This is a genomic window from Halomonas sp. KM-1 (assembly GCF_000246875.1).
In the GTDB taxonomy this organism is placed as follows: Bacteria; Pseudomonadota; Gammaproteobacteria; order Pseudomonadales; family Halomonadaceae; genus Halomonas; species Halomonas aerodenitrificans.
The window spans coordinates 21,357-43,108 of the sequence record NZ_BAEU01000097.1; the positions used below are offsets into that span (position 1 = coordinate 21,357).

Consider the following 21,752-nt stretch of genomic DNA (forward strand, 5'->3'; position numbering starts at 1 on the left):
AGCGAACAGAAATCATTACCCGAGGCGAGTACGCTCGCCGGCCCAACCGCCCGGGAGGGGAGAGACCATGGCAAGTCAGGAAATGGAACAGCTGGTCCGCCGCGAATACAAAGAGGGATTCGTGACGGACATCGAGAGCGAGACGGTACCACCGGGGCTCGATGAGAGCGTCATCGCCTTCATTTCCAACAAGAAGGGCGAGCCCGAGTGGATGCTCGAGTGGCGCCTCAAGGCCTACCATCAGTGGCTCAAGATGAAGGAGCCTTCCTGGGCGCATCTGGACTATCCGCCCATCGATTACCAGGCGATCTCCTACTACAGCGCGCCCAAGCGCCCCGAGGACCGCCCCCAGAGCCTCGACGAGGTCGATCCCAAGCTGCTAGAGACCTACGAGAAGCTGGGCATTCCGCTGCACGAGCGGGCCGCCCTGGCCGGCGTAGCGGTGGATGCGGTGTTCGACTCCGTGTCGGTGACCACTACCTTCAAGGAGAAGCTGCACGAGGCGGGGGTGATCTTCTGCTCCATCTCCGAGGCGATCCGCGACTACCCGGAGCTGATCAAGCAGTACCTGGGCACGGTGGTGCCGGTAGCCGACAACTACTTTGCCGCGCTCAACTCGGCGGTGTTCACCGATGGCTCCTTCGTCTTCGTGCCCAAGGGCGTGACCTGCCCGATGGAGCTCTCCACCTATTTCCGCATCAACGCCGCCAACACCGGCCAGTTCGAGCGCACCCTGATCATTTGCGAAGAGGGCGCCCAGGTCTCGTACCTGGAGGGCTGTACCGCGCCGATGCGTGACGAGAACCAGCTTCATGCGGCGGTGGTCGAGCTGGTGGCACTGGACGACGCCTACATCAAGTACTCCACGGTGCAGAACTGGTACCCCGGCGACGAGAACGGCAAGGGTGGCATCTACAACTTCGTCACCAAGCGCGGCGACTGCCGCGGCGACCGTTCGCGCATCAGCTGGACCCAGGTCGAGACCGGCTCCGCCATTACCTGGAAGTACCCCTCCTGCGTGCTGCGTGGCAAGGACAGCATTGGCGAGTTCTATTCGGTCGCGGTGACCAACGGCCGTCAGCAGGCCGATACCGGCACCAAGATGATCCATATCGGTGAGGGCACGCGCTCCTACATCGTTTCCAAGGGCATCTCCGCCGGGCGCAGCAACCAGTCCTACCGCGGGCTGGTCAAGATCGGCCCGCGGGCGAAGGGCGCGCGCAACTTCACCCAGTGCGACTCGCTGCTGATCGGCGACCAGTGCGGCGCTCACACCTTCCCCTATCAGGAGATCGGCAACAGCACCGCGACCATCGAGCACGAGGCGACCACCTCGAAGATCGGCGAGGACCAGCTGTTCTACTGCCAGAGCCGCGGTATTTCCGAGGAGGACGCGGTGAGCATGATCGTCAACGGCTTCTGCAAGGACGTGTTCCAGGAGCTGCCGATGGAGTTCGCCGTAGAGGCCGAGGCGCTCCTGAACGTCACCCTGGAAGGTGCCGTGGGTTAAAGCGCTTTGGCTAAGGAAACGGCTACGCGACGCCTGTACGGCGTTGAGCGCGGATTCGAGAATGCTCATTTACAGCCGTAAACTCCGCTTCTCTCTTCCGCGCTCGCCTTGTCAAGACGCCGCTCGCTCGTTTCGCTGGGCTGGATGAATTATTTTCCGGGTCGCGTTGGCGGCCCGCCAGAATCGAAAAGGTACTCATGATGCTCGAAGTCAAGGATCTGCACGTCAAGGTGGAAGGCAAGAACATCCTCAAGGGCCTCACCCTGACCATCAACGCCGGAGAAGTGCATGCCATCATGGGCCCCAACGGGGCCGGCAAGTCGACTCTCTCGGCGGTGATCGCGGGTAAGGACGGCTATGAGGTGACCCAGGGCTCGATCACCTTCGAGGGCCAGGACGTGCTGGAGATGGAAGTGGAAGAGCGCGCCCAGGCGGGCCTGCTGCTGGGCTTCCAGTACCCGGTGGAGATCCCCGGGGTGAAGAACATCTACCTGCTCAAGGCGGCGCTCAACGCCCAGCGCCAGGCCCGCGGCGAGGGCGAGGTCCCGGCGCCGGAGTTCATGAAGCTGGTCAAGGAGAAGCTGGCGCAGATGAAGATGGATGCCAGCTTCCTGCAGCGCGCCGTCAACGAGGGCTTCTCCGGGGGCGAGAAGAAGCGCAACGAGATCCTGCAGATGCTGGTGCTGCAACCCAAGCTGGCCATGCTCGACGAGATCGACTCCGGGCTCGACATCGACGCCATGCGCGTGGTGGCCGACGGCGTCAACTCCCTGCGTGACGAGAAGCGCGCCATTCTGCTGGTGACCCACTATCAGCGTCTGCTCGACTACATCGTACCCGACCGCGTGCACGTGCTGGTCGACGGACGCATTGCCAAGAGCGGCGATGCCGAGCTGGCCAAGGAACTGGAATCCCGCGGTTACGACTGGGTCGTGGAGGAGTCCGTCGCATGAGTGACGTCAGCAGCGAAGTGACGACCTTTCTCGCGCGCCTCGAGGAGCGCAGCGCCGCGCGCCGTGCCGCCCAGGGGGCGAGCCGACCTGGATCGCCGCCCGGCGTCAGGCCGGGGCGGCTCGCTTCGAGGCTCTCGGCTTCCCCACTCGTCGCGACGAAGCGTGGAAGTACACCGACGTACGCGCCATCGCCCGGGGCGATTTCGCCCTGACCGACAGCGCCGAGTTCTCACCGGCCTCGGCCGCGGCGATCACGCTGCCCATCGACGCGTACCGGCTGACCTTCGTCGACGGCGTGTTCTCGGCGGCGCTCTCCGATCTGAGCGAGCTGCCCGGCGGGGTGGCGGTTCTGCCTCTTTCCCAGGCGCTGGCCGAGAATCACGAGGCGGTGGGTGGCCCTCTGGGGCGCCTCACTGGCGTCGATTTCTCGCCGTTCTCGGCGCTCAACACCGCCTTCATGGAGGAGGGCGCCGTGGTGCGCCTGGCGCCAGGCAGCGTGGTGGAGAAGCCAATCCTGCTGCAGTTCCTGTCCCGGGCCAATGCCGCGCCGGTGATGAGCCATCCGCGCATCCTGGTCGAGGCCGGTGCGCGCAGCCAGGCTACGCTGATCGAGCATCACGTCGGCGAGAGCGAGGCGGCCAATTTCACCAACCTGGTGGCCGAGCTGATGCTCGACCGCGGTGCGATCCTGACCCACTACAAGCTGCAGGAGGCGCCGCTGGCCGACCTGCACGTGGCCAGCATTCACGTCGAGCAGAACCGCGACAGCCGCTACACCTCGTTCAACCTGAACCTGGGCGGCGGGCTGGTGCGCAACGACCTGATCGGTGAGCTCAACGGCGAGGGGGCCGAGGCCAACTTCTACGGGCTGTTCTACGGTCAGGGGCGTCAGCACATCGACAACCACACCCTGGCCAACCACAACGCCCCGCGTACCTTCTCCAACGAGAACTACAAGGGCATCCTCGACGACCGCGCCCGTGGCGTGTTCAACGGCAAGGTAGTGGTCAAGCGTGACAGCCAGAAGATCGAGGGCTTCCAGAGCAACGCCAATCTGCTGCTCTCCGACCGCGCCGAGATCGACGCCAAGCCGGAACTGGAGATCTACGCCGACGACGTCAAGTGCTCCCACGGCACCACCACCGGCCAGCTCGACGAAGAGGCAATCTACGCGCTGCGCACCCGCGGCATCGATGAGCAGACCGCCCGCGGCCTGCTGACCCTGGCCTTCGCCGGCGAGGTGATGGAGCTGGTCGATCTGGATGCCATCTCCGAACGGGTGGAGCTGGCGGTGGCCGGCAAGCTGCCGGAGCGTTTCAACCTGGCCGGGCTGGTGGAAGCCGCCGTGGCCCTGCACGACGAGTGAGCGAGGAGAGAGCGATGAATCACCTGGCCACCGAGCACGAACTCGACACTCCGGCCTTCGACGTGGCCGGGATTCGCGCCCAGTTCCCGATCCTCGAACGGCAGGTGCACGGCCGGCCGCTGATCTACTTCGACAATGCCGCCACCAGCCAGACGCCGCTGGCGGTGATCGATACCTTTCGCGACTACTACAGCCGCTACAACGCCAACATCCACCGCGGCCTGCATACCCTGGCCGACGAGGCGACGGCGGCCTACGAAGCCACTCGCGAGACAGTGCGCGGCTTTCTGAATGCCGCCGACCGCCGCGAGATCGTCTTCACCCGCGGTACCACCGAGGCGATCAATCTGGTGGCCAATAGTTGGGGCCGGGCCAACCTAAAGGCCGGGGACGAGGTGCTGGTGTCGCTGCTGGAACACCACTCCAACATCGTGCCGTGGCAGCTGCTGGCTAGCCAGCTCGGTATCGTGGTCAAGGTGATCCCGGTGGACGAGCGCGGCGTGCTCGACCTCGATGCCTACCGTGCGCTCTTCACTGAGCGCACCCGGCTGGTGGCGGTCAATCACGTCTCCAACGCCTTCGGCACCGTCAATCCGGTGGGTGAGATGGCGGCCATCGCCCATGAGCACGGCGCCCTGATCCTTGTCGACGGCGCCCAGGCCACGCCGCACCAGACAGTGGACGTGCGCGCCATCGACGCCGATTTCTACGCCTTCTCCGGGCACAAGGTCTACGGGCCCACGGGGGCCGGTGCGCTCTACGGCAAGGCGGCGCTGCTCGAGGCGATGCCGCCGTGGCAGGGCGGCGGCGAGATGATCAAGAGCGTCTCCTTCGAGGTCCCGACCACCTTCGCCGACGTGCCGCATAAGTTCGAGGCGGGCACGCCGGCCATCGCCGAGGTGATCGCCCTGGGCGTGGCGCTGGAGTGGGTGCGCGGTGTGGGGCTCGATGCCATCGGCGCCTGGGAGGCAAGACTGCTGGAGCGGGCCACGGCGGTAGTGTCGCGCATTGATGGTCTGCGCATTCTCGGCACCGCGCCGCACAAGGCCGGCGTACTCTCCTTCGTCGTCGACGGCGCGCACTCCCAAGACATCGCCTTGCTGATCGATCAGCTCGGGGTGGCGATCCGTACCGGCAACCACTGCGCCCAGCCATTGCTGGCGCACTTCGGCGTGACGGCGACCTGTCGGGCTTCGTTTGCCGCCTACAATACGCTGGAAGAGGTCGACGCCTTCGGCGAGGCCCTGGAACGTGTGATCGGAATGGTGCGCTGAGCATGACCAGCATCGAGCAGATAGCGAGCCTGCAGAAGGGGCAGAAGCTGCCGCTGCAGCGCGACGTGGATGTCATCTCGATCCCCTTCGGCAAGACCATCTCGCTGCCCGAGGATAGCGAGGTCACGGTCATGCAGGCCAAGGGCAGCTCGGTCAGCGTCGGGTTCGAGGGCAGGCTCTACCTGATCGAGGGCAGCAACCTCGATGCCCTGGGCCTTGAGCCGCTGCCGCGCCCGACCCTGCCCGAGGATGCCGGCGACGAGGAGATCGAGCAGTTCGTCTGGGACCAGCTGCGGACCTGCTTCGACCCCGAGATTCCGGTCAACATCGTCGATCTGGGGCTGGTCTACGGCTGTCGCATCGAACGGCTGATCAGCGGCGAGCGCATCGTCACCATCCGTATGACACTGACCGCGCCCGGCTGCGGCATGGGCGACGTGATTGCCGCCGATGCGCGCAACAAGATCCTCGGTGCCCCGCAAATCAGCCGAGTGCATACGGAAATCGTCTTCGATCCGCCCTGGAGCCGTGAGATGATGAGCGATGAGGCCAAGCTGGAACTCGGCATGTTCTAGCGGCTGGCCCTCGCTATCGATGAGGGCCGTCCATCTCCTCGACCGGTGACGGTGAATGCAGGCGCTGCTGTGGAAAACCTTCAAGTTCGTTCTGATGACGCTCGGTGCCGTGCTGCTGCTGGCAGCGCTGCTGTTCGTCTCTGCCAACCTCTGGGTGCTGGGCAAGACTCACTCGCGTATCGAGTATGAGCTACCGCTATGCGGTCCGGAGCGTGTCGGCATCGTCTTCGGCACCTCGAGCTGGACCCGGAGCGGCGTGCGCAACCCGCATTTCGAGGCGCGCATGAACGCCGCTTCCCGCCTGCTGCGGCTGGGACGGGTCGAGCATCTGCTGCTCTCCGGCGACAACCGTACCCGCCAGTACAACGAACCGATCAGCATGTGGCGCGACCTGCGCCGACAGTACGTGCGCGACGAGGACATGACCCTCGATTACGCCGGGTTCAGCACCTTCGATACGCTGGCGCGGGCGCGAGACGTGTTCGGCGTCGAGCAGGCGCTGCTCGTCACCCAGTCGTGGCACCTGCCCCGGGCGCTGTTCATTGCCGACGCGCTGGGGCTCGAAGTGCGCGGCTGCAGCGCGCCTTCGCGCCCGGTGGCAGGTCTGTGGCGGTTACAGGCGAGGGAGTGGATGGCGCGTGCCGCCACCGTGGGCGACCTCTATGTATGGGGGCGTGAGCCTTACTTCCTGGGGCCGCTGGAGCCGCTGCAGATCGTGCCGCCGACCTGGCGGCAACTGCTGGATATCGAGCCCGATCTGGACTTCGAGTAGCGGCTTCTCAGTTCAGCGCCGGCGCTCTTTCTGCAGTCGGTAGAGTTCGCGGATCAGCGCCCGGCACTCTTTCCAGCATTGCTCCACGACCGGCTCGAGCGGATTCGGCAGGGGGTGGGTGTAAAGCGTGGCCAGAGCCTGCATCAGCACGCGCTCCTGCTCGAGCAGTTCGCCGATGACGACCTGACTCTCGTTGCCGACGAAGCTCTTCAGGCGGCTCCACAGCCACATGTAGTCGTCGCGCTCGACGTCGGCATCGCGCGGGAGTAGCTTGAGGTGCCGTCTGGCCAGCTCACGGAGCTTCTGCAGGGCCTTGGCGCGTGCCTCGTAGTGCGGCTTGAGCGTTTCACGCAGGGAAGGGCGCAGGCGCTCGAGATTGTCCTGGAAATAGTCGATGCTGTCAGCCAGCGCTTCCAATACGCTGTCCATCGCCACCTGGCGATTGTCGAGAAACATGAGCGGTCACCTCCTCCGGTGACGCAGATTGTGGCGGGGGAAACACTGTTTTGCTACCCCCGCAGGCGAAATAAGTAGCCTTTCTACAAAAACAGGCGCTTTTCTCGCAATTACCCTTTGGGCTTGGGCGGTGCCTTGCGCGAGGCGCTGGCATTCTTCTCGATGTGCTCGATGATCAGCCCGGCGATGTCCTTTCCGGTAGCCGTCTCGATTCCCTGCAGCCCCGGTGAGGAATTGACCTCCATTATCACCGGTCCATGATTGGCGCGCAGCAGATCGACGCCGGCGACCCGCAGCCCCATCGCCCTGGCTGCACGAATGGCCGTGGAGCGCTCCTCCGGCGTGATGCGAATCAGGCTGGCCGTACCGCCGCGATGCAGGTTGGAGCGGAACTCGCCTTCGGCCGCCTGCCGTTTCATCGAGGCGACCACCTTGTCGCCGATCACGAAGCAGCGAATGTCGGCGCCACGGGCCTCCTTGATGTACTCCTGAACCATGATGTTGGCCTTCATGCCCATGAAGGCCTGGATCACCGATTCGGCGGCCTGGTTGGTCTCGGCCAGCACCACACCGATGCCTTGGGTGCCCTCCAGCAGCTTGATGACCAGTGGTGCGCCCTTGACCATGGTGATCAGATCGGGAATGTCGTCCGGGGAGTGGGCAAAGCCGGTAATCGGCAGGCCCAGGCCCTTGCGCGACAGCAACTGCAGCGAGCGCAGCTTGTCCCGCGAGCGGGTGATGGCGACCGAGTCGTTGAGCACGTAGGTGCCCATCATCTCGAACTGGCGCAGCACGGCGCAGCCGTAGAAGGTCACCGACGCCCCGATGCGGGGAATGACCGCATCGAAGCGCTCGATCTCTTCACCCTTGTAGTGAATCGAGGGGTGGTGGGCGGCAATACTCATGTAGCAGCGCAGGGTGTCGATGACCCGCACTTTGTGGCCGCGTTGTTCGGCGGCCTCCACCAGGCGTCGCGTGGAGTAGAGGTTGCGATTGCGTGACAGCAGCGCGATGTGCATCTTGGGCTCCGGACGTATGGCCGAGTGGGTCAGGGTTCGCCGTGCAGGAAGGTGACGCCGGGCGCCACCAGCAGTCGGCGCAGGGCGCGTCGGCCCAGCAGCATGGGGTAGCGCATGTCACTGCGGTCGGTCAGGGTCAGTTCCACCATCATTTCGAGTTCGCCAAGCTGCATCAGTGTGCGAATCACGTAGCGCCACTCCTTGTGACCGTTGGAACTCGTCACCCGACGGCGGTCGTGCAGATGGGTGCGGTGCTGGTGCGGTGGCGACTCCAGCCCGCCGCTGCGCGTCGTGAAGCTGACCCAGAGATGACCCTCTTCCTCGAAGATTTCGATATCTTCCGCATGCAGCGCCGAGGTATAGGCGCCGGTATCGATCTTGGCGCAAACGGTCATGCCGATGGTCGGCAGGCTAGCCATCTCGAGGCGGCCGATGACGGCCTTCGGAGTATAGGGCAGTTCCTTCATATCATTATGTCCCGCTATCCACACTCAATGGCCCAGCTCGGCCAAACGCTGGCCGATGGGGGTTTCCCGCTGCGATTCGCGCAGCACCATCAGCACGGGCAGGCGCAGACGGGGAATCAGCGCCAGGTCGCGTGCGGCAGAGGCGAAGTCGGTGCCTGGCTGCTGCGCCAGTCGCTCGAGGAAACGTGGCAGCCGCTCGCCGTGTTCCAGGTGGTTCCAGCCCCGCGCGGCAATGGCGGCCAGCAGGTCGGGGCCGCAGGCGGCCGGGTCGTCCAGCAGGGCATCGTACCAGGCGCCGGCCAGTGCCGGGCTGGCGCCACCCACGGCGCGTACGCAGGCGCACAGGGTTTCCAGATCGCCGGCTTGGGCTGCCTGCTCGCCCCGGTGTCGCAGCGCGGTGGCGAGCCCATCGGCAATGGCCATGTGCTCGAGGCAATAGCACAGTGTCACCAGCACCTCATTGGGCAGCTGCGGCAGCGAAGCGATCAACGCCTGGGTCGATTCGCTGTCGAGGCGGACGACGAAATCGGCCAGCCCCTGCAAGCCGAGAAACTGCCAGTCTACCGGCTGTTGGCCGCTGAGATAGGCTTCCACCGGCTCCAGATGGGGGCTCGCCGGCTTGTCGAGATCGTAGGTGGCACGTGCATGCAGCATGGCCTGAAAGGGCAGCGATGGCGTGAAGGCCAGCGGGTTGTCGTGCATCAGATTGTCGATTTGTCCCTGATGTTCGGGCTCGCGACCGGCGCGCTCCACGTTGCGCCCCAGAGTGACCAGCAGGCGCTGCAGGAAGGCATCCCGCGGTGCCGCTACCAGTTGCCCCTGCTCGTCCAGCGGCAGTGCCAGAAACCAGATCAGCGGATCGGTTAGGTCACCCAGACGAAAGACGATGCCCAGGCGCGCCTGACCCTGCCAGGGCAGCGGCCAGGCGGTTCCATCGTCCTCCAGGCTTGCCAGGGTCGCCATGGAGCACGGTTCGACCCGGCGCCCCATGTGGTAGAGATGCACATCGGCCCCGGTGCGGAGGAAAAAATCATGAAGCGAATGAATCGGCTGCATATCGGCTCCCTTTTGAGCGTGCACTCTACCGTGACGGCCGGGGGGTTGTCAGCCACTCGTCGGCGCGGATCGTCGCAATCTGATCAAGAAATGAGCATGCCTGGCGAAGCCCCGTATTCTCTGCTACCGGAGCAGGTTTCCAAAGCTTATCCACAGTCTCTTGCAGCGAATCTGTGAACAGTCCGCTGGCGGTCCTGGCCAGAAGGCGGGGCTGGAGGGATATAATGAAGGTACATTCGCTTCAGGTATTTCGACATGACGGTCCACGATGAGCTCGATGTGGCCTTGCGCCGCCTCGAAGCCACGATGAAAGCCACCAACATGTGGCGCATGAGTGCTCCGACGCCCGACGCGTACGAGAGCCAGCAACCCTTTTGCATCGACACCATGGACCTGCCGCAGTGGCTGCGCTTCGTGTTCATCGCCAGGCTCGATGCACTGATCGAAGCGGAAGCGCCGATGCCGGAGAAGTGCGATGTGGCGCCGGTGCTGGAGACTTACCTGGCGCAGCAGGGAGCGCGCGCCAACGACCGCCTGCTGCTGTGCAAGGCAGTGGAAGAGATCGACCGGTTGGTCACGGATAATTGAGCTGAAAGCAACAGGGTCCGCCAGTCGGCGGACCCTGTTGCGTCAGCGTACTCCTCAGAAACGGTAGCTGATGCCGGCCATGAAGACCCAGGGGTCGACGCTGACCTTGCCGAGGTCGGTACCGCCCAGGCTGACGTCGGTATCGATATCGATGTACCAGGCGGCAGCATTGAGGCCCCAGTTGTCATCCAAGCGCACGTCGAGACCCAACTGGCCTGCCAGGCCCCAGGAGCTGTCGAGTTCCAGATTGCCGAGCTCGCTCTTCTCACTGAAGAAATGCGTGTAGTTGAGGCCGATACCGGCATAGGGCTGCAGCTGTGCGCCGGTACCGCCCAGGGGGTAGTACTGCACGGTCAGGGTCGGTGGCAGATGCTTGGTGGAAGCAAGATCCTCACCATTCAGCCGAATGTCATGCTTGAACGGCAGCGCCGCCAGCAGCTCGACGCCGAAGTTGTCGTGGAACAGGTAACCCAGGGTGAAGCCCAGGTTGGTGTCGCTGCGAACGTCGACGTCGATGGTGCCGTCCGCCAGGCTGCCATTGTTGCTCTTGGGGTCGACATGGGCAACGCCCACGCGGGTGATGAAATCGCCCTGGTTATAGGCGAGCGCCTGGCTGCTGGCCAGCAGTGCTGTCGCGGCGAGGCCGGCAGTAGCGAGCGTGGAAAGGGTGTAATTGCGCATGGGTCGACTCCTGTCGTTTCAAAGGGGCAGTTGTGAAGCTGCCATACGATGAAAGGAGTCTACTCAGCGGCTGCGAGGCAATTCTTGATCCAGGGCAACAGTTCCATCTGAAATTAAAGAGGTGTTCAATATATTCATTATGCGCCCGATGCGCCAATGAAAACGCCGGGCTCATGGCCCGGCGTATAGGGAGACGTGGTGTCTTGTTCGCTCAGAAGCGGAAGGTCACGCCGCCGCCGATGGTCATCGGGTCCACCTTGACTGTGCCTAAAGCCCCGTCATCAGTGGAGAGGCGCGCATCGACGTCGGCATAGTTGGCAAAGCCGTTGAGCATGAAGTTGTCGGTGATGGCCAGATCGATCCCCACTTGACCCACGGCGCCATAGGAGCGACGGGCGTCGACACCCTCCGGCTCGCCGGAGAAGCGGGTGTAGTTGAGGCCCGCACCCACGTAGGGCTGCACGCGGGAGTCGAAGCCGCCCAGCGGGTAGTAGTTGACCAGCAGGTTCACCGGCATGCGGTCGATGGTGCCGAGGTCGGCGCCACCCAGCGCGACGTCATGCTCGAACTTCTCGGAGCTGTTCAGCTCTATACCGATGTTGTCGGTGAACAGGTAGCCGGCGCCGAAGGTGAAGCCCCGTGCCGTGCCGAGATCGAAATCCACGCCACCGGCTTGGCCGTTGTCCGAGCGAACGTCCGACTGAGCGACGCCGCCACGCACGAAGGCGTCGCCAGCGCTGTAGGCCAGGGCTGCCTGGCTGGCGAAGGTAAAGCCAGCAGCGAGAGCTACTACGGGAATCAGGCGAATCGGTTTCATAACAGCGTCCTCCAGTTTTCACTCGAGCCGGAGTCCCGGCAGTGTTGAACGCCTCCAACTATACGAACACTGTTTCTAAAAGTCTTGTTTAAATTTGTTATGGCACTGATTGGCTTGATTGATTGTCGTAATGCCAAGGCTCTCTAATTTCATGAGCGCGCATATGCTGGCGAAGGTAGGCGAGCTGTACAATTATTGCTGTGCTGCATCATGGCGAGACAGAGCACTTGCAGCTAAGCCTTGAATAGGAAAAGCAGGAGGCAGACGATGCGAGTCGAGGTACAGACCCCCCCCATCTGGCTCAATCTCGGCGCGATGCTGTTGGCTGCGGCGCTTGCGCTGTGGTTGCTCGTGCAGCCCGCGCTCATCAGCGGACTGCCCATGGCGCTGAGGCTGCCCGCCATTGCGCTGGGCGTATGGGCCTTGGGAGCGGCATTCATGCAACCGCTGGGGCTTGAGTTGCGGCGCTACTGGCAGCGTCAGGCCACCAGCCCGCCGATCAGCCTGGCGGCCCTGGCCGCCTTCACCTTGCTGGTGGTCGTTCGCGCCCTGTGGCTGGCATGAGGGGTTGCTTGAGCAAGGACGAGAAAGCCGCCCGAGGGCGGCTTTCGTCTACGGTGAGCTACTGCCTGTCGATTACGCTTCGTCGAAGGTGTCGAAGTCGGCTGTGACACGCAGGTCGGGCTCTTCCGTGGCCAGGCTCGCCACCACGATGGCGATGTAGGCAAGGATCACGCCCGGCACGATCTCGTAGAGGTCGAAGATGCCGCCGGACAGCTCGGCCCAGACCACCACGGTCACGCCACCGGTCACGATGCCGGCCAGGGCACCCCACTTGTTCATGCGGCGCCAGTAGAGCGACATGATCAGTGCCGGGCCGAAGGCGGCGCCGAAGCCGGCCCAGGCGTAGGCGACCAGGTCGAGCACGGTGGCATCGGGGTTGAGCGCCAGCAGGTAAGCGACGATGGCGATGGCGATGACGGCGAAGCGGCCGACCCAGACCAGCTCGGTCTGGCTGGCATCCTTGCGGAAGATCGCCTTGTAGAAGTCGTCGGTCAGCGCCGAGGAAGAGACCAGCAGCTGCGAGTCGGCGGTGGACATGATCGCGGCCAGGATGGCGGCGAGCAGGATACCGGCGATCACCGGATGGAAGATCAGATTGACCATCACCATGAACACGGTTTCGCCATCGGCCAGGTCGCGTTGAACGAAGCCGACACCCAGCAGGCCCACGGCCACAGAGCTGATCAGGGCGATGGCGGTCCAGGTCACCGCGATGCGGCGAGCGGCGGGGATGTCACGGTCGCTGCGAATGGCGGCAAAGCGCGCCAGGATGTGCGGCTGACCAAAATAGCCCAGGCCCCAGGCAAGCGAGCTGACGATACCGATGAAGGTCAGCGTCTCACCGGTGGAAGCGTCGCGGAACCAGGCCAGCATGTACTCGCTCTCCGCCGCCAGCGCCGCAGCGGCACCTGTGGTGCCGCCCAGGTCGCCGAAGGCGATGATCGGCACGATGGCCAGAGCTGCCGCCATCATCAGCCCCTGGATCAGGTCGGTCCAGGAGACTGCCAGGAAGCCGCCGAAGAAGGTGTAGGAGATCACTGCTACGGTGCCGATGGTGACGGCCAGCGTGTAATCGTAGCCGAACACCGTCTCGAACAGTCGTCCGCCGGCGACCAGGCCGGAGCTGGTATAGAAGAGGAAGAACAGCAGAATGAAGATCGCCGAGATCACCCGTAGCAGCTGCGACTTATCGCGGAAGCGGTTGGCGAAGTATTCGGGCAGCGTCAGGGCATCGCTGACCTTGAAGCTGTAGAGGCGCAGACGGCGCGCCACGATCAGCCAGTTGAGCCAGGTGCCGATCAGCAGGCCCACGGCGATCCAACTGGCAGAGATGCCGCTGACATAGGCGGCGCCGGGCAGGCCGAGCAGCAGCCAGCCCGACATGTCCGAGGCTCCGGCGGAGATCGCCGAAGTCCAGGGCCCCAACGAGCGCCCGCCAAGGATGTAGTCGGAAAGGTTGGTCGTACGCTTGTAGGCGACGATACCGATGCCAAGCATCAACAAGAGGTACACCACGAAGGTGAAACCGATAGCCATGTTATTCTGAACCATGAGGGGTTCCTTCAAATGTTGTTGTGGTCAATGACGAGCGCGGTTACTCGTCTCCCAGCGCAAGCAGTGACGCGTTACCGCCCAGCGCGGCGGTATTGACGGTCACGGTCTTCTCCGTGGCGAAACGCAGCAGATAGTGCGGTCCGCCCGCCTTGGGGCCGGTACCGGAAAGACCTTGCCCACCGAACGGCTGCACACCCACGACGGCGCCGATGATATTCCGGTTGATGTACACGTTGCCAACGCGAATCTTCTGCGCAACGAGCTGTGCAAAGGATTCATTGCGGCTATGTACGCCGAAGGTCAGCCCGTAGCCCCTGGCATTGATCGAGTCGAGCACCTTCTCGATCTCGCTGGCCTTGTAGCGCACCACATGCAGCACCGGGCCGAACTGTTCCCGCTCGAGGGCGTCGATGGCGTCGATGCTGAAGGCCACCGGCGGCACGAAGGTGCCATGCGCGGTGTGGGCCGGATCCAGGCGGGTCTCGGCCAACAGGCGCCCCTCGCCCTTGAGCTTCTCGATATGCGCCAGCAGGTTCTTGCGTGCATCCTCGTCGATCACCGGGCCCACGTCGGTGCCCAGGTCACGGGGATCGCCGACGTGCAACTCGTCCATGGCGCCGCGCAGGATCTCGATGACCCGGTCGGCCACGTCTTCCTGAAGGTAGAGCACGCGCAGCGCGCTGCAGCGCTGGCCGGCACTCTGGTAAGCCGATTGGATCACGTCGGCCACGACCTGCTCCGGCAGGGCGGTGGAGTCGACGATCAGTGCATTCATGCCGCCGGTTTCGGCGACCAGTGCCGGCAGCGGGGCGTTCTCGCGAGCGGCCAGAGCGCGGTTGATGATCTGCGCGGTGTCGGTGCCGCCGGTGAAGACCACCCCGGTGATGCGCGGGTCGGAGGTGAGGACGCTGCCCACGGTGGGGCCGTCGCCCGGCAGCAACTGCACCACGTCGCGGGGCATGCCGGCCTCGTGCAGCAGCTCGATGACACGGTGAGCCACGATAGAGGTTTGCTCGGCGGGCTTGGCCAGCACGCTGTTGCCGGCCACGGCAGCTGCTACCACCTGACCGCAGAAGATCGCGACCGGGAAGTTCCACGGGCTGATGGCGGCGAACACGCCCTTGCCGCCCAGCATCAGGCGGTTCGATTCGCCGGTGGGGCCGGGCAGCTCGAGGGGCTCACCGAACTGCTCTTCGGCGCGCATGGCGTAATAACGGCAGAAGTCCACCGCCTCGCGGATCTCGTCGACGCCGTCGGTGAGCAGCTTGCCGCCCTCGCGGGAGCACAGCGTCATCAGCTCGGCCAGATTCTCTTCCATCAGGTCGCCCAGGCGGCGAATGATGGCGGCGCGCTCGGCTACCGGCGTGGCTTCCCAGCGCGGGAATGCGGCCCAGGCGGCATCCACCGCGCGGGCGGCCTGGTCGCGGGTGGTCCACTGCACGCTGCCGACCCGCTGACGGCGGTCATAGGGGCTGAATACCTCGTGCACGTTGGCCGGGTTGCGTTGTACATCGAAGGCCAGCAGGGGGGCGACGTCATAGCTGCGTTCCATGAAGCCCGACATGGCCTTCATCAGCGGTTCGTAATGGCTGCGCACGTTGAGGTTGACTCCCCTCGAGTTGTGTCGTTTTGCGCCGTAGATGTCCTTCGGCAGCGGAATCCGTGGGTTGGAGAAGGTGCGATACTGGCTCAGCGTCTCCACCGGGTGCACGCACAGGGTCTCCACCGGCACCTTGGGGTCGACCAGTTGGTGCACGAACGAGGAGTTGGCACCGTTCTCGAGCAGCCGGCGCACCAGGTAGGGCAGTAGATCCTTGTGCGCTCCCACCGGCGCGTAGATACGGCAATAGGTACCCTTGGGGGCGCGCTTGAGGGCCGCGTCGTAGAGCGCCTCGCCCATGCCGTGCAGGCGCTGGAACTCGAACGGCCGGGTCGCCTCGTCGGCCATCTCGAGGATGGTGCTGATGGTGTGGGCGTTATGCGTCGCGAACTGGGGGAAAATGCGACCGCGGGTCTGGTCGGAGAGCAGGAAACGCGCGCAGACCAGGTAGGCTACGTCGGTGCAGGCCTTGCGGGTATAGACCGGATAGCCCTCGACGCCTAGCTGCTGGGACTCCTTGATCTCGCTGTCCCAGTAGGCGCCCTTGACCAGGCGCACGGGGATCTCGTCGCCTTGACGCTCGGCCAGACGATTGAGGTAGTGCAGCACCGGCAGGGCACGCTTGGAATAGGCCTGCACCACCAGGCCGAAGTGTCCCCAGTCCTTGCAGGCGTCGCTCTCGTAGACGGCACGGAACACTTCCAGCGATAGCTCCAGGCGATCCACTTCCTCGGCGTCGATGGTCAGCGCCACGTTACGCTCGCGGGCCATGGTCACCAATTCGCTTACGCTGCCCACCAGTTCGCGTAGGATTTGCTCGCGACGGCCGAACTCGTAGCGCGGGTGCAGCGCCGAGAGCTTGATCGATACCGAAGGCGCCGGGGTTCGTTCGGTGAGTTTGGTGCTGGTCAGCCCGACCTGCTGGATGGCCTTGGCATAGTCGTCGAAGTAGCGCTTGGCGTCGGCCCGCGTGCGTGCTGCTTCGCCCAGCATGTCGTAGGAGTAGGTATAGCCCTTGTCGAACAGCGGACGGGAGCGCTTCAGCGCCTCGTCGATGTCGCGGCCGAGCACGAACTGCTTACCCATGATTTTCATCGCCTCGTACATGGCGCGGCGGATCACCGGCTCACCCATGCGATTGACCAGGCGGTTGATGAAGCCCGAAGGCTTACCGTCGCGCGGCTTGTCGAGGGTGACCACGTGGCCGGTCATCAGCAACCCCCAGGTGGAGGCGTTGACCAGCCAGGAGTCGCTCTGCCCGACATGGGCCTTCCAGTCGGCGGGACCGAGCTTGTCTTCGATCAGCGCGTCGGCCGTGGCCGTATCGGGAATGCGCAGCATGGCTTCGGCCAGGCACATCAGCATCAGCCCTTCGTGGGTGTCGAGGCTGTACTGCTGCAACAACTGATCGATCGTATCGACGGCGGTATCCATCTCGCGGACTTCGCGCACTAGTTCGGCGGTCTTGCTGGCAATGCGCCGGAAATCCTCGGGATTGGCGCTGAGTACGCTGACTAGCTCCTTGACGAAGGTCTCTTCGTCCACGACGTAATGTTCGCTGATACGCGAGAACAGACTATCGAGATCCTGCTGCCAGGTAGCAGCATTCAGCATGGTATCGGCATTGAGCATAGGAATCCCCCGGGTATCCACCCGTTCCAGAACGGCAAAACGCCATGTGCGTGGCGCTCTGCCCGAACATGGGTGTGTCTTCCTTGACTGTAGGGCCGGTTGAACTGGGCTGCTTGCCAAAAACCGGGAAGGATTTATGAATTTCGCGGCAGAATGCCGCAGTGCCATTGAAGTTTAGACTTAAGTCGTATGTTGTAGTCGGTTGGTGATGTCGAGAGGGGAGGGGCGATCCAGAACGGCGCGCCGGATCTGGCTCGGCGGGCAGCCGAAAGCACTGCGAAACGCATGCGACAGCGCACTCTGATGGGCAAAGCCGGTACTCACCGCAATCTGTGACAATGGCATGCGACTCTCCTCGAGCAGCCGGCGGGCGGCCTCCAGGCGCCGTCGGCGTACGTACTGCCACGGCGACAGGCCGGTTTGCTCACGGAAGCAGCTGCTGAAGTGGGCTTCGCTGAGGCAGGCCTGCCCGGCAAGGTCGGCCACGGAGATCGGTGCCGCCAGGTGCCGGTCGATGAAGCGGTCGAGCTTGGCAAGGTTCAGACGGCGTTTTGCCGGTGGCGACGTTTCTCCGCCGAGTCTGGCGTGCAGGCAGCCGAGAAAGGTCGCGGCCAGGCGGTCGCTCTGTGCCGAGCTCAACCCGTCCTGGCTATCGCCCTGCTCGAGTAGCAGGAAGTCGAGATAGTGCTGGAGCGGCTTGTCCAGGGCGAAGAAGCGCGGTGCGTCGAACAGGCGTGACAGCTCATGATGATAGCCGGTGAGCGAAGGGGCATCTGCCGGAAGGTCGAGGATGAGCTGGCGGTTCTGGCCCTGGCCGACATAGTAGTGAACGTGGTTGGCAGGCACGATGCAGCCGGAAAGGGCAGAGATGGCGCCACCCAGGCCCTCGATTTCGAACTCCGCCCGGCCCTGCAGACCGATCACGATCTGATGAAAGTCATGGGAGTGGTGCTGAGTGGCGGTATCGAGCGGAATCTGGCGTATGACGCTGGACATGAGGGCCTCCCGCATGTGGCTGTCGTAACAGAGCTTACCACATCAATGTTGTGTCAACGCTACGATTCGTTGCGTTGCCTTTCACGCAGCCGCAGGTGGGCATCAAGGTGGTTGCGTAATGCCGTCAGCTCTGCCTGGCCCGTCTTGTTGAGCAGGGGCTTGCCCTGAGCCACTTGCCAGGGGCGACCGTGCTCCTGCATCAAATGCTGGGCGCGCCGTCTCACACCGTCGAGATAGTCGTCGTGGCGAATCGGATAGTTGATCACGACGTTCCACTCGGTCTCACCGACCTGGTTGGCGATCGCCTTGTCGAACAGCTCCAGCAACTGCTCCGGCTCGGTGCGGTAACGGGGCGTACGTGAAAAGAGAAGCACCAGCACCATGCCGCCGATAATGAACAAGCAAACGGCAAAGATGAGCAGGAAGAGAGCCATGTTCGAGCCACGCTGATAAGCTGGGACCGGACTTGCGGCGGTGAGGCATCGGTGCGCAGCCAAGGCCGGTGGGGATGGCATCGCCCCCTGTCATAGACATGCAGTATCAAGCACCTGAAAGGGAACGAGCGTTCGTAGCCGCTGCGTCAGCCGCTGGCGGATGAGCAAAATTGTACCGTCCTGCAGGAAAGCATGGCAAACCGGCCGATCGAGCGCAGTGAGGCTCTCTGTCGCTGCGAGGTATTTGCGTGTCGGCAATCTCTCACCAGGGACGCGTAAATACGGCCCGGCCCATGGCCGGGCTTTTGATGCACAAGGAAACGTTCAGTTTCTCAAGTCTTCTTGATCATGGCGGAAGCCTGGCTATTGTTAATGATAACGAGGCAGGAAGCCCGAACAGAAAGGAACAGGGATGGCCGGGCGAGACAGGACGTCATGCAGGCCAGGGAGTTCTACATTTATCTTGAAATCTTGAATAAAGCAATATATTGGCCCCCAGTATCGGTATTGCTGGGGGCTCGTTCTTTGTGGCTCATCTTTGTGATTTGTTGGCGCGGCTTGCTTGTGGCGCCCTGGATGCAGGACAGAGGTCTTGGTGAGCTGGAGAGGAACCACATCGCTTGAAGCCTGGCGCAGCGCCGGGTTTTTCTTTGCTCATAAGCTGCTCGCGAGCGGAGCGGTTGCCGACATAGGGTGACGATCAGGTGGGGCGGGAGCGATAACTGTAACTCATAGTATACACTTTTGGTCAAAGCGAAACGGAATGAAAATTAAGCTGCAGAAACTTAACGTGCGTTAATTTCTTTGCCTGCCAACGATGGCAGGGTAGACAGCCGTCAGCCAGCGTGGCCAAACAAGACGAACGTCCGGTTGGCCGTGCATTGGCGTTCTTGGGCTGGATGGGAATTTTCAGTCAGGTAAGAGGTGAGCATCCTCGGCGTTCGGCTCATGTCGGTTGAGGCTGTCTGATATACAAGAGGTGCTGTCAAGAATACGCAAATATCACCAGGGAATCGTGAGCGCAGGAGAAGAAAAATGATCAGGCTAATTTGGAAGGCGGGATCGAAACTTCTTGAAGAAAATGGCCCTATTGTTGCAATCGTGTCTTTTATATCTTTCATGTCGTGGATGTTGTTCTGGCCGCATGGAGTTAGTATGAGTGCTGCTGTCGGCCAGGAGCCCGAAATGACCATGTATGAAAAAATCAAGAGCTCCTACTCCGCACAAGCTGCGGAATTGTTGCGAGTCGATGAGGACGTTTTTTTGCGTTCCTTGAGTATTCTCGATGCGCAGCGGTTTTACTGCCTGCTCGCAGAGCACTTCAGCGATGAAGGAAAGAGCTCGCTGCGCCCTTCTTATTTATTGCGCTATGAAGCACTATGTAATGTTTTTGCCGATGCAGCAAGCATGGTCGATACTTATGCCGATCGGCTCAGTGGGGGAGGCGGTTTTTACCCGAAGCTGCATGAATTTATGTTTCATTCCCAAAAAAAAGAGCAGGTCATGGGGCCTTTCTTGACTCAGGAGGAGTGCGTAGAGATTGCGGAACGTTTGATACGGCTGGGTGAGCGTGTCTCGCGTTGCAACCCTTACGGTATGTCACGAAGCCCGACACTCTATAGCTCTCTGCAATGATATTGGCTGCTGGATTGTCACCTGTGGGTTGTTGGTTTTTCAGGCGATTCAGTAATCTGAGAGAGGGATAGAATGTTTATAGGCAATGAAAAGACAATCAGAAAAGGTGCTTTTCTTCGCACCATGGTGGTTTGCCTGCTTCTCGCATTGGCCTTGCCTGTCTGGGTTGTGCTTAGTCGAAGTATCGAGGCTTCGGTTGAAAAGAAAGAGCTGGAGCGGGAAGTAAAGACCGATAGAAAAGCCGCCGCGGCATGGGAGGATGCAGAACGGCATGGCCATTTCCGTCAGCAGGCTTTGGCGCTGCTTCAACTTTACAAGGAAATTTGCCACCTGGGTGGGCGCAATGATGTCGTAACTGACGTTGATGGCGCCATTACGGCCGGGCATGTAAACCTGTGCAGTGCTCTTGCCGACGCAGCGGGCAGGCTGAAGGGGGAGCGACAGCTGAGTCTGGGCGCGGGTGTCTTGCCCCAGGCGCTGTTTCACTTCAGTCTGATGCAAGCTGAGAGGGAGCGAGCCATCGGTCCATTCTTTTCACAGGTAGAGTGCTCAGAGGTGGCTGCCAGGCTGGCGCAGTTTGGTGAGCAGGTGACTCCCTGCCTGCCCTACGAGCATTGGCATTACGAATTATTGCTCACTGATAAAGAGAGATAGTCTCTGCTCCCGGGGAGCCCATGTCGTCATATGTTGTCCCTATCAAGGAGGGGGGCATTCGGTCGCGTCGGGCGAAGGATGCGCGCTGGGCAGGACTTGTCGGCTGCCGGAGTGTTAGTCTAGTAGGGCAATGTTCGGTCAGGAGAAAGGCATGAAGGCATGGCGTCGATCCTGTATAAGCCTGATGGCTGCGGTATGGCTGGCGGGTTGTGGCGGCGACGGCAATGGCACACCGGCGGAGGAGGAGGCCGAACTCGAACAGCCGACTGACGTTACCGAGCCGGTGGAAGAACCGGTCGAAGTGGAGCCGCTGGCGGTCGAAATGCACGCCTCGGCTACCCTGCGTAGCGATCGTCGTTTGATGATCGATGGAGAGACCAACCTGCCTGACGAGACGCGGCTGCTGGTGATAGTGGAGCGCGAGTTGAGCGGTGTGCGCTGGCAATCGCGCACCGTGGTCGAAAACGGTGGTTTTGCCACAGGGCCCTTCGGTCCCGGTAGCGGCCTGCCGGATGGCGGCTACCTCATTACCGTCAACCTTGTGGAGGCCAGCGTGCAGCCGCCTGCCGTGCGCGAGCGAATCGGCGATCAAGGGGAGCACTTGGAAGGAGAACTGGTCAGGAGCGCCCGGCATGGGCTGGGGCAGGTGGCCAGCTATTCGCGGCGATATCTGATCGGCAGTGAGCCTCGTCGGACTACCGATCAGGTCGACGTTCTTGAAGTGGAATGAAGGTAGAGTGGCGCCACTCAGGCGCCTTCCATTCGCCAGCGTGCCAGTAGCCGCCCCACGATTTTCTCTGAGGCCTCCAGCGGGGTCGGCAAGGCTCCGACATCATCCTCGCTACGGCACACTGGCTCGCCGTTTTCACTGAGTTCCAACTGGCCGATATACAAGCCGCCGGCACCTTCGATCAGATAGTGTCCCGGCCGGTCGCAGCTTTCCGTGGGGCCGAAAGCAGCGAGGTCGCCATTCTCCAGATAATCGAAACGCTCCCCTGGTGCGGGGGTGACGAGATAGCACTCACCGTCCCAGCTGACACTATTCAAGATCTCCCGGGATAACGCAATACGATTCGAGTTGGTAGCTTGCCAGGGCGCTGGTGGCTGGCCGCGAAGGTAAAGCGGGGTGGTCAGGAGCTGCGTTTCACC

21 protein-coding genes and 1 pseudogene are annotated in these 21,752 nt (G+C 62.7%); 11 read left to right on the forward strand and 11 right to left on the reverse strand.

Annotation, left to right across the window (positions count from 1 at the left end; genetic code table 11):
- The first annotated feature begins 67 nt into the window (after window positions 1-67).
- From sufB to B8115_RS10365, 6 genes and pseudogenes are all read left to right on the forward strand, one after another.
- Window positions 68-1,510, forward strand: a complete 1,443-nt coding sequence (gene sufB / locus B8115_RS10340) for a Fe-S cluster assembly protein SufB (protein ID WP_010627724.1) — start codon at window positions 68-70, stop codon at window positions 1,508-1,510.
- Between the two features lie 200 nt (window positions 1,511-1,710).
- Window positions 1,711-2,463 carry a Fe-S cluster assembly ATPase SufC gene (gene sufC, locus B8115_RS10345; protein ID WP_010627725.1) on the forward strand — a complete coding sequence of 251 codons (753 nt, stop codon included), beginning with the start codon at window positions 1,711-1,713 and terminating at the stop codon, window positions 2,461-2,463.
- 79 nt (window positions 2,464-2,542) lie between these two features.
- Window positions 2,543-3,829 (forward strand): annotated as a pseudogene (sufD, locus tag B8115_RS10350) (Fe-S cluster assembly protein SufD); the annotation flags it as partial.
- Between the two features lie 14 nt (window positions 3,830-3,843).
- Entirely contained in the window at window positions 3,844-5,103 is a 1,260-nt protein-coding gene (locus tag B8115_RS10355; RefSeq protein ID WP_010627727.1) for an aminotransferase class V-fold PLP-dependent enzyme, read from the forward strand.
- A gap of 2 nt (window positions 5,104-5,105) precedes the next feature.
- On the forward strand, window positions 5,106-5,678 hold the full coding sequence (gene sufT / locus B8115_RS10360; protein WP_010627728.1) for a putative Fe-S cluster assembly protein SufT: 573 nt from the start codon (window positions 5,106-5,108) through the stop codon (window positions 5,676-5,678).
- Between the two features lie 55 nt (window positions 5,679-5,733).
- Window positions 5,734-6,450 carry a vancomycin high temperature exclusion protein gene (locus B8115_RS10365; RefSeq protein WP_010627729.1) on the forward strand — a complete coding sequence of 239 codons (717 nt, stop codon included), beginning with the start codon at window positions 5,734-5,736 and terminating at the stop codon, window positions 6,448-6,450.
- A 12-nt stretch (window positions 6,451-6,462) separates the two neighbouring features.
- On the opposite strand, the gene B8115_RS10370 is transcribed toward B8115_RS10365, so the two are convergent.
- From B8115_RS10370 to B8115_RS10385, 4 genes are all read right to left on the reverse strand, one after another.
- On the reverse strand, window positions 6,463-6,906 hold the full coding sequence (locus B8115_RS10370) for a hypothetical protein (RefSeq protein WP_010627730.1): 444 nt from the start codon (window positions 6,904-6,906) through the stop codon (window positions 6,463-6,465).
- 110 nt (window positions 6,907-7,016) lie between these two features.
- Window positions 7,017-7,925 carry a 30S ribosomal protein S6--L-glutamate ligase gene (gene rimK, locus B8115_RS10375; protein WP_010627731.1) on the reverse strand — a complete coding sequence of 303 codons (909 nt, stop codon included), beginning with the start codon at window positions 7,923-7,925 and terminating at the stop codon, window positions 7,017-7,019.
- 29 nt (window positions 7,926-7,954) lie between these two features.
- Window positions 7,955-8,392 (reverse strand): RimK/LysX family protein, encoded by a 438-nt coding sequence (locus tag B8115_RS10380; RefSeq protein ID WP_010627732.1) that lies wholly within the window; start codon window positions 8,390-8,392, stop codon window positions 7,955-7,957.
- Window positions 8,393-8,416: 24 nt separating this feature from the next.
- Window positions 8,417-9,448 carry a DUF3549 family protein gene (locus tag B8115_RS10385; protein WP_010627733.1) on the reverse strand — a complete coding sequence of 344 codons (1,032 nt, stop codon included), beginning with the start codon at window positions 9,446-9,448 and terminating at the stop codon, window positions 8,417-8,419.
- Window positions 9,449-9,703: 255 nt separating this feature from the next.
- Between B8115_RS10385 and B8115_RS10390 the strand changes: the two genes are divergently transcribed.
- Window positions 9,704-10,036 carry a YqcC family protein gene (locus tag B8115_RS10390; RefSeq protein ID WP_010627734.1) on the forward strand — a complete coding sequence of 111 codons (333 nt, stop codon included), beginning with the start codon at window positions 9,704-9,706 and terminating at the stop codon, window positions 10,034-10,036.
- 54 nt (window positions 10,037-10,090) lie between these two features.
- Here the strand turns inward: B8115_RS10390 and B8115_RS10395 are convergent, their stop codons facing one another.
- Both B8115_RS10395 and B8115_RS10400 read right to left on the reverse strand, forming a co-directional pair.
- Complete coding sequence (locus tag B8115_RS10395; RefSeq protein ID WP_010627735.1) at window positions 10,091-10,717, reverse strand: OmpW family protein; 627 nt, start codon at window positions 10,715-10,717, stop codon at window positions 10,091-10,093.
- A 211-nt stretch (window positions 10,718-10,928) separates the two neighbouring features.
- Window positions 10,929-11,534 (reverse strand): OmpW family protein, encoded by a 606-nt coding sequence (locus tag B8115_RS10400; protein ID WP_010627736.1) that lies wholly within the window; start codon window positions 11,532-11,534, stop codon window positions 10,929-10,931.
- Between the two features lie 267 nt (window positions 11,535-11,801).
- Here B8115_RS10400 and B8115_RS10405 point away from each other — a divergent pair, with 267 nt between their 5' ends.
- Window positions 11,802-12,098, forward strand: coding sequence for a hypothetical protein (locus B8115_RS10405; RefSeq protein ID WP_010627737.1), 297 nt, complete (start codon window positions 11,802-11,804; stop codon window positions 12,096-12,098).
- A gap of 72 nt (window positions 12,099-12,170) precedes the next feature.
- On the opposite strand, the gene putP is transcribed toward B8115_RS10405, so the two are convergent.
- From putP to B8115_RS10425, 4 genes are all read right to left on the reverse strand, one after another.
- Window positions 12,171-13,649 carry a sodium/proline symporter PutP gene (gene putP, locus B8115_RS10410; protein WP_010627738.1) on the reverse strand — a complete coding sequence of 493 codons (1,479 nt, stop codon included), beginning with the start codon at window positions 13,647-13,649 and terminating at the stop codon, window positions 12,171-12,173.
- A 43-nt stretch (window positions 13,650-13,692) separates the two neighbouring features.
- On the reverse strand, window positions 13,693-16,884 hold the full coding sequence (gene putA / locus B8115_RS10415) for a bifunctional proline dehydrogenase/L-glutamate gamma-semialdehyde dehydrogenase PutA (protein ID WP_010627739.1): 3,192 nt from the start codon (window positions 16,882-16,884) through the stop codon (window positions 13,693-13,695).
- Window positions 16,885-17,064: 180 nt separating this feature from the next.
- Window positions 17,065-17,880, reverse strand: a complete 816-nt coding sequence (locus B8115_RS10420) for an AraC family transcriptional regulator (protein WP_010627740.1) — start codon at window positions 17,878-17,880, stop codon at window positions 17,065-17,067.
- 59 nt (window positions 17,881-17,939) lie between these two features.
- Entirely contained in the window at window positions 17,940-18,314 is a 375-nt protein-coding gene (locus B8115_RS10425) for a hypothetical protein (protein ID WP_010627741.1), read from the reverse strand.
- A gap of 1,035 nt (window positions 18,315-19,349) precedes the next feature.
- Here B8115_RS10425 and B8115_RS10435 point away from each other — a divergent pair.
- From B8115_RS10435 to B8115_RS10445, 3 genes are all read left to right on the forward strand, one after another.
- On the forward strand, window positions 19,350-19,949 hold the full coding sequence (locus B8115_RS10435) for a hypothetical protein (protein WP_010627743.1): 600 nt from the start codon (window positions 19,350-19,352) through the stop codon (window positions 19,947-19,949).
- 72 nt (window positions 19,950-20,021) lie between these two features.
- Window positions 20,022-20,603, forward strand: coding sequence for a hypothetical protein (locus tag B8115_RS10440; RefSeq protein WP_010627744.1), 582 nt, complete (start codon window positions 20,022-20,024; stop codon window positions 20,601-20,603).
- Between the two features lie 151 nt (window positions 20,604-20,754).
- The gene (locus tag B8115_RS10445) at window positions 20,755-21,333 is read left to right on the forward strand and encodes a hypothetical protein (RefSeq protein ID WP_010627745.1); all 579 of its coding nucleotides are present in this window, start codon (window positions 20,755-20,757) and stop codon (window positions 21,331-21,333) included.
- 17 nt (window positions 21,334-21,350) lie between these two features.
- On the opposite strand, the gene B8115_RS10450 is transcribed toward B8115_RS10445, so the two are convergent.
- Window positions 21,351-21,752: hypothetical protein (locus B8115_RS10450; protein WP_010627746.1), on the reverse strand; the 402-nt coding region annotated here is incomplete at its 5' end.

What these genes read in the sequence shown, in the direction of transcription:
- B8115_RS10385 (WP_010627733.1), bottom strand. Translation starts at nt 9,448, where the DNA reads ATGCAGCCGATTCATTCGCTTCATGATTTTTTCCTCCGCACCGGGGCC.
- B8115_RS10395 (WP_010627735.1), bottom strand. Translation starts at nt 10,717, where the DNA reads ATGCGCAATTACACCCTTTCCACGCTCGCTACTGCCGGCCTCGCCGCG.
- B8115_RS10365 (WP_010627729.1), top strand. Translation starts at nt 5,734, where the DNA reads ATGCAGGCGCTGCTGTGGAAAACCTTCAAGTTCGTTCTGATGACGCTC.
- sufC (WP_010627725.1), top strand. Translation starts at nt 1,711, where the DNA reads ATGCTCGAAGTCAAGGATCTGCACGTCAAGGTGGAAGGCAAGAACATC.
- B8115_RS10420 (WP_010627740.1), bottom strand. Translation starts at nt 17,880, where the DNA reads ATGTCCAGCGTCATACGCCAGATTCCGCTCGATACCGCCACTCAGCAC.
- B8115_RS10355 (WP_010627727.1), top strand. Translation starts at nt 3,844, where the DNA reads ATGAATCACCTGGCCACCGAGCACGAACTCGACACTCCGGCCTTCGAC.
- putA (WP_010627739.1), bottom strand. Translation starts at nt 16,884, where the DNA reads ATGCTCAATGCCGATACCATGCTGAATGCTGCTACCTGGCAGCAGGAT.
- B8115_RS10400 (WP_010627736.1), bottom strand. Translation starts at nt 11,534, where the DNA reads ATGAAACCGATTCGCCTGATTCCCGTAGTAGCTCTCGCTGCTGGCTTT.
- putP (WP_010627738.1), bottom strand. Translation starts at nt 13,649, where the DNA reads ATGGTTCAGAATAACATGGCTATCGGTTTCACCTTCGTGGTGTACCTC.
- B8115_RS10370 (WP_010627730.1), bottom strand. Translation starts at nt 6,906, where the DNA reads ATGTTTCTCGACAATCGCCAGGTGGCGATGGACAGCGTATTGGAAGCG.
- B8115_RS10390 (WP_010627734.1), top strand. Translation starts at nt 9,704, where the DNA reads ATGACGGTCCACGATGAGCTCGATGTGGCCTTGCGCCGCCTCGAAGCC.
- B8115_RS10445 (WP_010627745.1), top strand. Translation starts at nt 20,755, where the DNA reads ATGAAGGCATGGCGTCGATCCTGTATAAGCCTGATGGCTGCGGTATGG.
- rimK (WP_010627731.1), bottom strand. Translation starts at nt 7,925, where the DNA reads ATGCACATCGCGCTGCTGTCACGCAATCGCAACCTCTACTCCACGCGA.
- B8115_RS10435 (WP_010627743.1), top strand. Translation starts at nt 19,350, where the DNA reads ATGATCAGGCTAATTTGGAAGGCGGGATCGAAACTTCTTGAAGAAAAT.
- sufT (WP_010627728.1), top strand. Translation starts at nt 5,106, where the DNA reads ATGACCAGCATCGAGCAGATAGCGAGCCTGCAGAAGGGGCAGAAGCTG.
- B8115_RS10425 (WP_010627741.1), bottom strand. Translation starts at nt 18,314, where the DNA reads ATGGCTCTCTTCCTGCTCATCTTTGCCGTTTGCTTGTTCATTATCGGC.
- sufB (WP_010627724.1), top strand. Translation starts at nt 68, where the DNA reads ATGGCAAGTCAGGAAATGGAACAGCTGGTCCGCCGCGAATACAAAGAG.
- B8115_RS10405 (WP_010627737.1), top strand. Translation starts at nt 11,802, where the DNA reads ATGCGAGTCGAGGTACAGACCCCCCCCATCTGGCTCAATCTCGGCGCG.
- B8115_RS10440 (WP_010627744.1), top strand. Translation starts at nt 20,022, where the DNA reads ATGTTTATAGGCAATGAAAAGACAATCAGAAAAGGTGCTTTTCTTCGC.
- B8115_RS10380 (WP_010627732.1), bottom strand. Translation starts at nt 8,392, where the DNA reads ATGAAGGAACTGCCCTATACTCCGAAGGCCGTCATCGGCCGCCTCGAG.